Genomic DNA, 11,970 nt, shown 5'->3' with positions numbered 1-11,970 from the left:
ACACCTTTGCACTGTGATAAAATTTTTCCGTTCCGGCAATCCGCTTACGGTGTTGCTGTTGTTGATATACACGCTGGTTGTAAAGTTTTACTATCTGCTGCATCCGTCCACCTACGTGGCCGACGGTTCAGAGGGATTGCTGTATAAACTGATCGTAAAGTGGCTGCATAGTTTTGCAGGAGAAAGCCCGTTGTTCTATACTTCGCTGGCCATCCTGCTGATTTTGGTGCAGTCGCTGCTGTTTACAAAAATTGTAAACCACCACCGGCTGTTTGCCAAACCTACCTATCTGCCTGCGATGGCGTTTCTTTTGTTTACTTCTATGCTGCAAAGCTGGAATGTATTCTCCCCGGGCCTGCTGGTAAACCTGATTATGCTGTGGGTGGTGTCCAGTATAACGTCGCTGTATACACGTACATCCGCCAGGGATGTGGTTTTCAATATTGGATTTGCCATTGGTATCTGCGGATTGCTGTATTTTCCTTCCGTGATCTTTTGCCTGCTGCTGCTGGTAAGTATGTTGATCATGCGGGCCTTCCGGCTGGCGGAGTGGATTATAGCCTTGCTGGGACTGATTTGCCCCTTATACCTGATGGGTACATACCTGTTTCTGACCAATCAGATTACCTTACTGAGAATGATACCTAACATCGGGTTCTCCCTCCCGATCATTACTGATTATAAAGTATGGGGTGCCATGGTGGCCTGCCTGCTCTTCTTTTTCCTCGGCTGGCTGTTATTGCAGCGGCCATTGAAGAAAATGCTGATCCAGGGGCGTAAAATCTGGGCAGCCCTCATTGTTTATGTGGCGGTGGCCGTGCTGATACCATTTTTCGGTATTCATTTTTCTCCCGCTTACTGGGTGCTGGCGGTATTACCGATCTCCATCTTTGCCGGCAACGTATTCTGGTGTATCCCCAGCGATGCTTTCGCTAACATTGTGCATCTCATGGCCTTCGCATATGTGATAGTTATGCAATATTTCAGCAGATAGCCATTTTTTAAGCACCTGATACTCAATATTTTGTTATTTCCGGATGAACGGCAATGGAAAATTGCGAGCGGCGAAGTAATTTTGTGCTTTCCTAGTAGATTTGTCAGGGAGATATAAAAGTCTCCTGAGCACGGGAAACCAGTGATTTAGATAGTAAAAGTTTGGCAGCATTATTGAATATTGATACTCAAACGAAGCCATCCATTATCGCTAAGTTCCAAATAAAAGCTTGATAAACAACAATTAATAAATCGAACCACCAACCAATTAAAAAGCTAAGTATGAAGAAGTTATTAACAGCTATGGTTTTATTCGCCTTGCCTTTCCTGGCAAGTGCCCAGATAGAGAATCCGGTAAAATGGAAATTCAGCTCAAAGAAAATTGATGCTACCACTTACGAACTGCACATGACTGCTACCATCGATGCCGGCTGGCACCTGTACGCGCAGGACGCTGGTGAAGGTCCTGTTCCTACCACCTTTACAATTGCTAAAAATCCACTGGTGACACCAGTAGGTAAAATCCAGGAAGTTGGTAAACTGCACAAAAACTTCGATAAAAACTTCAATTCCGAACTGAAATACTACGAAAACACCGTTGACTTCGTACAGAAAGTTACCGTTAAAGGTAAAGCTGCCAACAAAGTGAAAGGTACCGTGGAATTCATGGTTTGTGACGATCATCAGTGCCTTCCTCCAAAAGAAACTGAGTTCGCAATCACCGTTGGAGGTAAATAAGTTGCATCCGCTACTTACGCATAAAAGAGTTTTATCAAACGAGTTCCACTTAACTGGAACTCGTTTGTTGTTTAGTTTCTGAAGTATTATTTAAAGCCTATTGACTTTATGAAGCATTTGCTTTCATTTCTGATACCTGTTTTTATATTTGGATTAAGTGCCAATGCACAGGATCAGAGCCCGAAACCAGTGAAGTGGGAGTTTTCCGCTGAAAAGAAAAGCGACACTGAATATACCTTACACTTAAAAGGGGTGATTGAAAAAGGAGTACAGCTGTACTCTACCACCATGGCTGATGATGCGCCTAACACCCGTGTGGTGCTCGACAGCGCCGCAGGTACTGTAGCCGGTATCACCGAAAAAGGTCAGCTGCTCAGCAAAAAAGAACCGCTGTTCGACAATGTGGATGTAAAATACTTCGAGAATGAAGTAGAACTGGTGGCGGATGTAAAAGCTGCTGCAGGTGCTACCAAACTCTCCGGTGTAGTGAATTACATGGCATTGAAAGGCGAAGAAGTGCTGCCGGAAGAAGCTGCATTTGATGTGGAACTCCCTGGCGCTGCTGCGAATACAGCGGTTGCAGCCAGCGGCGATGCTGCACCTTCTGACGTAGCAGATGATGATGCCTCTAATAAGTCTCTCCTGTGGATTTTCCTGGCGAGCTTTGGTGGTGGTTTCATCGCGCTGATTACCCCTTGCGTATTTTCCATGATTCCTATCACGGTGAGCTTCTTCACTAAGAGAAGTGCTACCCGGGCTCAGGGTATCAAAAATGCGTTTTTCTATTCCTTGTCTATCATCGTTATCTACACCTTCCTGGGTTTCCTGATCACTAAAATTTTTGGTGCCGGCGCTCTGAACTCCCTGGCGAGCAACGGTGTAGCGAACTTTATATTCTTCGTGATCTTCCTGCTGTTCGCATTCTCCTTCCTGGGAGCATTCGAAATCAGCCTGCCTAGCAAATGGGCAAACGTATCCGATTCCAAAGCCGGCATGGGCAGCTTCATGGGTATCTTCTTCATGGCGCTCACCCTGGCTATTGTTTCCTTCTCCTGCACTGGTCCAATCCTGGGTAACCTGTTGGTACTGGCGGCAAAAGGTGGGAACACCGGTCCTTTGGTAGGTATGTTCGGATTTTCACTGGCCCTGGCCATTCCTTTCTCCCTGTTCGCACTCTTCCCTAGCCTGCTGAATAAAATCGGTAAATCCGGTGGCTGGCTGAATGCCGTGAAAGTAGTGTTAGGTTTCCTGGAACTGGCATTGGCACTGAAATTCCTGTCGAACGTAGACATGGCTTACCACTGGAACCTGCTGGACAGAGAGATCTTCCTGGCGCTGTGGATTGCCATCTTTGCCCTGATGGGCGTATACCTGCTGGGTAAATTGAAGCTGAGTCACGACAGCGATGTGCCTTACCTCTCTGTTACCCGTCTGTGCTTTGCGATTGTGACCTTCACTTTCGTGGTGTACATGATTCCTGGTATGTGGGGAGCACCGCTGAAAGGCATCTCCGGCTTCTTACCGCATGAAGGTTCCCAGGACTTCAACATCAACCGCAGCCTGATTGATATCCAGGCATCGCTGGAAAGCGGCGGCGGCGGTGGTGGTGAAAAAGCCAACGCCCTCACGATCAAACCTAAAAAGCTGGTAGGTATCCTGCACTCTGAAATTCCGGGTGTGGAAAACGTGTTCTTCGATTATGAAGAAGCACTGGCAGCCGCCAAAGAAGCTAAAAAGCCCCTGATGCTCGACTTTACCGGTCACACTTGTGTGAACTGCCGTAAGTTTGAAAAATCAGTGCTTTCCAGCCCTAAAGTGATGAAAATCCTGCGTAACGACTTTGTAGTAGCTTCACTGTATACAGATGAGAAAACCAAACTGCCTGAAAATGAGCAGTATGTGTCTAAATTTGACGGTACAAAGGTGATGAACATCGGCCAGCGTAACCAGGACCTGGAAGCGACCAACTTCAACAGGAACTCACAGCCTTACTACATCCCGGTTGACCTGACAGGTAAGCCACTGGCGATGAAAGGATATGGTTATGATCCGAAAGAAGATGTGGATGCGTTTGTACAGTATTTGGAAGCTGCAAAAGCAGAATTTGCAAATAGAAATAAATAATAAATAATAAAGCCGGCCACTTGGCCGGCTTTATTATTTATAGACACACCAGTATCTGTTGTAGCATTTTAGAAATTGTAGTTAACCACATCTGCTCCCGCTACTTTCTCCTGCTGACCTGTCGTCAGGTTTTTCACACTCACATTATTCTCCAGCAGTTCGGATTCGCCGATAATGGCTACAAATGGAATACCTCTTTTATTGGCATATTTCATCTGTTTATCCATTTTGGCAGATTCAGGATATATTTCAGCAGCGATGCCTTTGGCGCGCAGGGCTTGTACATGTTTAAATGCGGCCACCGCGTTTGCTTCACCGAGATTTAAGAAAATCACTTTCGTGGATTGCTGGGCAGTTTCCGGGAAGAGATTTAATTCTTCCAGCACATCGTAGATGCGGTCTACCCCGAATGAGATACCTACGCCGGAAATGCCTTTGAGGCCGAAGAGGCCCGTGAGATCGTCGTAACGGCCGCCACCGCCGATGCTGCCCATTTTCACAGTAGCAGGGGCTTTTACTTCCACGATCATGCCGGTGTAGTAGTTGAGGCCACGGGCGAGGGTTACGTCGATGATTGGCTCGTTGTTAAAGGTGGTGAGGCCTGAGTTGAGCACAAATTTTAATTCTTCGATCCCTTTGAGGCCAGTAGCGCTGGTTTGCAGCAGTTCAGCGAGCTGACTTAATTTTTCTTCGTTGGTACCACCTATTGTAAGGAACTTTTCGATTGTATTAATATCGGAATCGCTTAATCCGCGGTCGCTCAGTTCTTTACGCACCCCTTCGGCACCAATTTTATCGAGTTTATCGATGGAGATGGTGATGTCAGTCAGGAGTTCCTGTTTTCCGATTACTTCTGCCAGTCCGGAGAGGATTTTACGGTTGTTGATGCGCAGTTCTACGCCGGCCAGACCGAGGCTGGTGAAAACAGCGTCGTAGATGAGCAGGAGTTCCACTTCGTTTACGAGGGAGTTGCTGCCTACCACATCGGCGTCGCATTGATAAAACTCGCGGTAGCGGCCCTTTTGCGGCTTATCGGCGCGCCATACCGGCTGCATCTGATAGCGTTTGAAGGGGAGGGCTAGGTCGTTCTGGTTCATGACCACGTAGCGGGCAAACGGGATGGTGAGGTCGTAGCGGAGCGCTTTTTCGCTGATAGCGGCTACGAGGTCTTTATTGTTGGTGGCTTTGCTGGCTGCGTCAAAAATTTCGCCATTATCCAGCACTTTGAACATCAGTTTATCGCCCTCTTCGCCGTATTTACCTGTCAATGTGGATAAGTTTTCCATGGCAGGTGTTTCCAGCGGCTGAAATCCGTACAGTTCAAATACCTGGCGGATAGTCTGGAAAATATAATTGCGCTTTCTTACGATCACCGGGCCGAAGTCGCGGGTACCTTTAGGAATGCTAGGTTTGATCATTTATAAAAAGTTGAATGTTATTGTTCTTTATTTATGATTCGTTCGCAGGCTTTGAAAATCAATTCATATACTGGTGCAAACATGTTGTCGTCGAAGTAGGGGTCCGGCACTTCCTGTTCATTTTCCAGGAGGAAATGAACTTTCTGGCGGTCTGCTTCATGTCGGGCCAAATGTATAACGTTGTTATAGTTGCTGCGGTCCATGACGTAGATGCGGTCGAAGCGGTCAAAGTCCCTGGCCGAGAACTGCTGGCCTCTGTGCGTGGAAATATCGATCCCGTTTCTTTTGGCGACCAGGGTTGAGCGCTTGTCTGGCGCGTCTCCGATGTGCCAGTTGCCGGTTCCGGCGGAGTCGATTTCCCAGTGGGTATGTTTACTGCTGGCAGCCAAATAGCGCATCACACCCTCCGCAAGGGGGGAGCGACAAATATTTCCAAGGCAGACCATTAAAATTTTCATGTTAAAGAAATTGAAATTCTGGCCGCAAACCTACAAGATATTATGGAAACCTGCATTGATTTGCATCTATATAAAAGAAATCTGGTATATAGGACGAAATTTCTCAATAAAAAATACGAATTGTTGAAAAAATGACTCAAATTGCCGATGGATATACAATTGCGCGGTTATTTAGCAGTTTTTTTTAACAAACTTCTAAAAGATCATATGCCGGATTAAAAAATATTTTTTTGTATAATTGTAAATCGCAACCATAGATGATGCAGGACGAACAAAACAAACGCACGGATAACAGGTATAGACCTATAGGCGAATTAGTTAGAGGGTTATTTTTTATTCTCTTCGGTCTTTTCGCGATTTTCGCGCGTCAATTAGGCTTGGGAGAGTTCCGTTTATCACCGCAGTGGATGACTATATTAGGAGTTGTACTCTGTATTTACGGTCTCTTTAGAGTAGTTAATGGCGCAAGAAAATTATTTTAAAACAAAATATAAGCGAAAGGAGGTTTGTTTTATGAGATTTTTCAATATTACTAAGACCATGGCCCTGGGCCTGGCAATGGGTGCACTTGTATTCTCTGCCTGCAACAGTAATCCAAACAAAAAGAAACTGGATACACCAACTGAGGGAACCATTCACATAACAGTGGATGAGTCATACCAACCTCTGATTGAAGCGGAGATAAAGGTTTTCGAGTCATTGTATCCAAAAACGAAAGTGATTGCGGAATACAAACCCGAAGCGGAATGTTTTAAAGATTTGCTGAACGACAGTTCAAGACTGATAATAGTAACGAGGGAATTTAATCAGGAAGAGAAGGATTATTTTCAGAAAATTAACATAAAACCTCGTAGTTTACTCCTCGCCTGGGATGCTTTGGCACTAATTGTGAATCACAGTAATCCGGATTCCATCCTCACAATGGACCAGGTAAGAGCGATAATGGATGGTTCGGCAACCGACAGGAAGTGGCAACTGGTGTTTGATAATGCCAACTCGAGCACCGTACGCTATATCAGAGACTCCATTAATAAAGGAAAAGCTTTGCCTGCCAATACCATGGCGGCTAAAACTAACCCGGAAGTGGTGGATTATGTGACAAAAAACAAAGATGCCATGGGAGTAATAGGTGTTAGCTGGATCGCAGATCCAAACGATTCACTTTCCCTGGCCTTTACCAACGATGTAACCGTAGCCAAGTTACGCGCAGATGGCTACTCCGAATTTGTAAGGCCTCACCAGGCTTACATAGCGATAGGCAGTTACCCGCTTAAACGTGGATTCTTTTACTGCCTGAAGGAACCGTATAATGGATTGGGTTCGGGGTTTGCCACATTTTTAGGAAGTTACGAGGGACAGCTGGTAATCAAGCAGTTCCGGTTATTTCCGGCCAGATTGAATGTAGTATTTCGAGAGGCCAACCTGAAGTAGAAACACACAACTAAAAATTAAAAAATCAGATTGCAAATGAACAGACGGAAAAGTTTACTCGTAGCAATGCTTTGCGCTGCATCCAGCAGCGTGATGGCTCAATCTGTAGAAGATGGATTGAAAGACCTGTACTACGGCAAAAATCTGTCCGCAAAACAGAATTTTGAAAAAGTAATTGGTGCGAAGCCAACAGAAGACAAAGCCTATTATTACATGGGTATAGCACAACTGGCCATGGGTGATGAGGCTGGTGCTGCCGCCACTTTCCAGAAAGGTTTGCAGGCTGTTCCTACCTCTGCATTATTGCAGGTGGGTATGGGCCGACTTGACCTGATCAAAGGAGATGCTGGTGCTGCCAAGCAAAAATTTGAAGCTGCCAGCGCTGCTACCCAGGGTAGAGATGGTGACGTTGCACGCGCTATCGCCGATGCAAGCAGCGAAATTAAAGGTGGCGACCGTGCCTATGCACTGACAGTAATGGAAAAATTACTGAACAATGAAGGCCGTAAGAAAAAAGAAGTATACACTGCAACTGCTGCCGACTATATCGAACTGGGTGATGCTTACCGCTTCCTCGGTGGAGAAAACGGTGGTAAAGCGATTACCACATACGAAAAAGCACTGGAGCTGGACGCTAACAACGCAGAAGCCGTGCTCAAGCAAGGCCTTGTTAACTACAATGCCCGTCTGAAAGCGGAAGCAGTAGCTGACTGGACCAAAGCTACCAACATGGACCCTAAGTATGCTCCGGCATTCTATGAGTTGTTCCTGTTCTACACCACTCCTAAAAAAGATCAGCTGGACTGGGGCAGAGCTGCTGGTTACCTGCAGCAGTATATGGAAGTAGCAGATCCTGCGGATAAAGCAAAACTGCAATACCTGGACGCTTCTGTAGCCTTCTTCAAGAAAGATTACGATGCAGCTATCACTAAAGGTAATGCAGCACTCTCTACCGCAACTGAAGAAACTGCTGATAAACTGAACCTCCTCGTAGGTGATGCTTACCTGCAGAAAGGTGATTCCCTGAACGCTAAGAAAGTAATGGACGCTTATGCCACCAAAGCAGGTGAGGGTAAACTGACTGTTCAGGACTATAAACTGATGAGCACTATCTACCTGCGTCTGAAAGATGCTGATTCTGCAACTCAGGCAGGTTACACCGATAAAGGTCTGGGCTACCTGGAGAAATTCGCAGCTATGGATACTACCAGAGATGTGGAAGCTTACAACGCTGTTGCTGAAGCTTACAAAACTGCCCGCAAATATGACAAAGCAGGTGAGTGGTATGTAAAAGCAAATGACCTGCGCGTAGCTAACAAAGAAACCCTGCAGGCAATTGACTACTATCTGCCAGCTCAGATGTACTATTATGGTGGTGCTACTGCAAAACCAATCGATACTACCCTGCTCAACAAATCTGATGAGCTGTATGGTAAAATGATCGAAGCGAAGCCAGACTATATCCCTGGTTACTACTACAGAGGTATGGCTAACTACGCAAAAGACCAGCAGGGTCAGAGCGGTGTAGCTAAACCCTACTTCGAGAAATATATCGAAACCGCAGGTGCTGATCCGGCTAAATACAAATCTAACCTGATCAACGCTTACACCTATATGCTGCTGTACTACTACAACAAAGAAGACAAAGAGAATATCAACGCATACGCTGATAAACTGCTGTCTGTAGATCCTACCAGCGTAACAGTGAAAGAAATCAAAGAAAACATGGCTGCACGCGAAAAACCTGCCAAACCAGCAGGTAATGGTGCCAAAACTGCAGCCAGCAACAAGTAATTAACTTATCTTGTGATAAACAAAAAAACCCTCTGAACTTCAGAGGGTTTTTTTGTTCCTGGTTAATGAAAAAATCTAATATTTTAAAGGTTTATTCATTTGATATTTGGTTTAGTTACAGTATTTTTGCGCATTCGGTCAATATTTTTATCGGGAAGCTTATGTATACAGAAACTGAACTTTTGTCAGCAACGACGCCCTTCAGCTATTTCCCTATTGTACTGCAATTACTTGCTGCTCTAGGTTTCGTTGGAATTACCATGCTCGCCACCCACTTTTTGGGTCCAAAACGTAAAACGGAGGATAAGCTCATTAACTTTGAGAGCGGAATCGAGCAAAAAGGAAATGCCCGCCAGCCGGTAGCCATCAAATACTTTCTTACAGCCATTCTCTTTGTGCTATTTGATGTGGAAGTAATCTTTTTTTATCCCTACGCTGTTAATTTCAGAGACCTTGGTTGGGAAGGATTTACTGCCGTGTTGATGTTTGTCGGATTTTTCCTCTGCGGATTTATTTATATCGTGAAGAAGGGAGCTCTCAAATGGGAAGACTAATCTTAAATCATTAAAACTAATACCATGCCTCGTCCGGTTCAATATAATACTAATGTGAAGATGGTGGAAATCCCTGAGGGGTATTCCGGTGAAGGATTTTACGCCACCTCTTTTGATAAAGTCATAGGTCTGGCCCGTAAAAACTCCATCTGGCCGCTGCCTTTTGCCACTTCCTGCTGTGGAATTGAATTTATGGCAACCATGGCTGCCACCTATGATATGGCGCGTTTTGGTGCAGAGCGTATGGCGTTTACACCACGCCAGTGCGACCTCCTGATGGTAATGGGTACCATTTCCAAAAAAATGGGTCCTATCGTACGCCAGGTATACCTGCAAATGGCTGAACCACGCTGGGTAATGGCAGTAGGTGCCTGCGCCTCCAGTGGTGGTATTTTCGATACTTACTCCGTTCTTCAGGGGATTGATCAGGTAATCCCGGTAGATGTATATGTACCAGGATGCCCTCCAAGACCAGAAGGTATCATCGACGGATTTATGCGCATCCAGGACCTCGTACATAACGAGAGCCTCCGCCGCCGTAACTCCGAGAAATACCGCGAACTCATGGAATCATACGGTATCAAATAACCGAAGAACAGGTAAATCGTTAACGTAAATTATTCTTGTTAATGTCTTTAACAAACGAACGCATACAGCAACGCCTTACGGAGAAGTTTGGAGATGTGGTCACCGGCTTCGAAGAGCCGTATGGCATGCTCACCTTCACCGCACAACGTGATTCTAACCTGAAAGTAATGCAATTCCTGTTTGATGATGAGGAATTGCGTTTTCAGTTTTTGACAGATATCACTGCCGTTCACTATCCGGAAAGGAAAGAAGAAGAACTGGCCGTCATCTACCACCTGCATAACTTCGTGGACAACGTACGTATCCGCCTCAAAGTTTTTGCACCGGTTGCTGCACCTAAAGTATACACCGCTACCAGCCTGTTTCTCTCTGCAAACTGGATGGAGCGCGAAACATATGACTTTTTTGGGATCGACTTCGTTGGTCACCCTAATCTGAAACGTATCCTAAACGTGGACGAAATGACTTATTTCCCCATGCGTAAGGAATTCCCGCTCGAAGACTCCATGCGTGTCGATAAAGACGATGAGATGTTTGGTCGCGGCGGAAACATTTAATACTTAAGGATATGCTAGATCAGAAACAACACGTAAATCTGCCGCAAGGCTCCATAGAAAAAGCTACTACCACCCTGAACCTGGGTCCTACCCACCCGGCTACTCACGGTGTGTTCCAAAATATTCTGGAAATCGACGGTGAACGCATCGTCAGCGCTGAATCTACTGTGGGTTATATCCACCGCGCTTTCGAAAAAATTGCCGAACGACGCCCTTACTACCAGATCACTCCACTCACAGATCGTCTCAACTACTGCTCTTCTCCCATCAATAATATGGGCTGGCACCTGACAGTGGAAAAACTCCTCGGTATCGAAATTCCTAAACGTGTTGATTACATGCGTGTAATCATCATGGAATTAGCCCGCATCGCAGATCACCTGATCTGTAACTCGGTAATGGGCGTGGATACCGGTGCCCTCACCGGTTTCGTATACCTGATGACCTACCGCGAGTTGATCTATGAAATTTATGAAGAGATCTGTGGCTCCCGTTTGACTACCAATATCGGCCGTGTAGGTGGTTTCGAAAGAAACTTTACCCCTGCCGTATGGACAAAACTGGACCGATTTCTGGAAGAATATCCAAAAGCACTCAAGGAATTCGAAACCCTCCTCACCCGCAACCGTATCTTCATCGAACGTACACAAGGGGTAGGTGGTATCGACGCTAAACGCGCTATGAGCTACGGCTTCACCGGTCCTAACCTCCGCGCTGCCGGAGTGGATTACGACGTGCGAGTGGCTACGCCTTACTGCTCTTACCAGGATTTCGACTTCACCGTTCCGGTAGGTACCACCGGCGACTGCTACGACCGCTACCTGGTGCGTAACGCCGAAATGTGGGAAAGCCTTAGCATTATCCGTCAGGCACTCGTGAAACTCAAAGATCTGCCGGATGATGTATACCACGCCAACGTACCTGAATTTTACCTGCCTCTTAAAGAGGATGTATATACGAAAATGGAAGCCCTCATCTATCACTTCAAAATTGTGATGGGTGAAACGGATATTGTGCCGGGAGAAATATACAGTGCGGTGGAAGGTGCCAACGGTGAATTAGGATTCTACCTCATCAGCGATGGTGGCCGTAGTCCTTACCGCCTGCACTTCCGTCGTCCATGCTTTATTTACTATCAGGCATATGCTGAACTGGTGGAAGGCGCTATGATCTCAGATGCCATCATCTGTATGAGTAGCCTTAACCTGATCGCAGGGGAGCTGGATGCGTAGTGATACGAAGTGTAATAAAAGTTCTTAGTCTTGTTGTTTTATATATCGGGAGAGATTAACTGCAGCTGCATTTACATCTCCCT

Annotated in this window: 11 protein-coding genes; 9 read left to right on the top strand and 2 right to left on the bottom strand. The window is 45.9% G+C overall.

Annotated elements, in window-relative coordinates; translation table 11 throughout:
* Positions 1-13: 13 nt before the first annotated feature.
* From KW844_RS24865 to KW844_RS24855, 3 genes are all read left to right on the top strand, one after another.
* Positions 14-994, top strand: a complete 981-nt coding sequence (locus KW844_RS24865; RefSeq protein ID WP_218379497.1) for a hypothetical protein — start codon at positions 14-16, stop codon at positions 992-994.
* A gap of 281 nt (positions 995-1,275) precedes the next feature.
* A complete protein-coding gene (locus KW844_RS24860) occupies positions 1,276-1,731 on the top strand; it encodes a protein-disulfide reductase DsbD domain-containing protein (protein WP_218379496.1) in 456 nt (151 codons plus the stop codon).
* 108 nt (positions 1,732-1,839) lie between these two features.
* Positions 1,840-3,855, top strand: coding sequence for a protein-disulfide reductase DsbD (locus KW844_RS24855; protein ID WP_218379495.1), 2,016 nt, complete (start codon positions 1,840-1,842; stop codon positions 3,853-3,855).
* 68 nt (positions 3,856-3,923) lie between these two features.
* On the opposite strand, the gene hisS is transcribed toward KW844_RS24855, so the two are convergent.
* Both hisS and KW844_RS24845 read right to left on the bottom strand, forming a co-directional pair.
* Entirely contained in the window at positions 3,924-5,273 is a 1,350-nt protein-coding gene (hisS, locus tag KW844_RS24850) for a histidine--tRNA ligase (RefSeq protein WP_218379494.1), read from the bottom strand.
* A 17-nt stretch (positions 5,274-5,290) separates the two neighbouring features.
* Positions 5,291-5,719 (bottom strand): low molecular weight protein-tyrosine-phosphatase, encoded by a 429-nt coding sequence (locus KW844_RS24845; protein WP_218379493.1) that lies wholly within the window; start codon positions 5,717-5,719, stop codon positions 5,291-5,293.
* Between the two features lie 525 nt (positions 5,720-6,244).
* Here KW844_RS24845 and KW844_RS24840 point away from each other — a divergent pair.
* The 6 genes from KW844_RS24840 (at position 6,245) to KW844_RS24815 (ending at position 11,887) form a co-directional block, all read left to right on the top strand.
* Positions 6,245-7,162: a substrate-binding domain-containing protein gene (locus KW844_RS24840; RefSeq protein ID WP_218379492.1), complete on the top strand. Its 918-nt coding sequence runs from the start codon at positions 6,245-6,247 to the stop codon at positions 7,160-7,162.
* A gap of 36 nt (positions 7,163-7,198) precedes the next feature.
* Positions 7,199-8,956, top strand: a complete 1,758-nt coding sequence (locus tag KW844_RS24835) for a hypothetical protein (RefSeq protein ID WP_218379491.1) — start codon at positions 7,199-7,201, stop codon at positions 8,954-8,956.
* A 65-nt stretch (positions 8,957-9,021) separates the two neighbouring features.
* A complete protein-coding gene (locus tag KW844_RS24830; protein ID WP_245805605.1) occupies positions 9,022-9,510 on the top strand; it encodes an NADH-quinone oxidoreductase subunit A in 489 nt (162 codons plus the stop codon).
* Between the two features lie 60 nt (positions 9,511-9,570).
* Entirely contained in the window at positions 9,571-10,098 is a 528-nt protein-coding gene (locus KW844_RS24825) for an NADH-quinone oxidoreductase subunit B (RefSeq protein WP_370626516.1), read from the top strand.
* 41 nt (positions 10,099-10,139) lie between these two features.
* The gene (locus tag KW844_RS24820) at positions 10,140-10,655 is read left to right on the top strand and encodes an NADH-quinone oxidoreductase subunit C (protein WP_218379489.1); all 516 of its coding nucleotides are present in this window, start codon (positions 10,140-10,142) and stop codon (positions 10,653-10,655) included.
* 11 nt (positions 10,656-10,666) lie between these two features.
* Entirely contained in the window at positions 10,667-11,887 is a 1,221-nt protein-coding gene (locus KW844_RS24815; RefSeq protein ID WP_218379488.1) for an NADH-quinone oxidoreductase subunit D, read from the top strand.
* Positions 11,888-11,970 lie beyond the last annotated feature (83 nt).

The sequence above is a fragment of the Chitinophaga sp. sic0106 genome (assembly GCF_019219075.1).
Lineage (GTDB): Bacteria > Bacteroidota > Bacteroidia > Chitinophagales > Chitinophagaceae > Chitinophaga.
The sequence above is the reverse complement of the archived record's forward strand: the minus strand, read 5'-3'. Positions and strand labels throughout refer to the sequence as shown.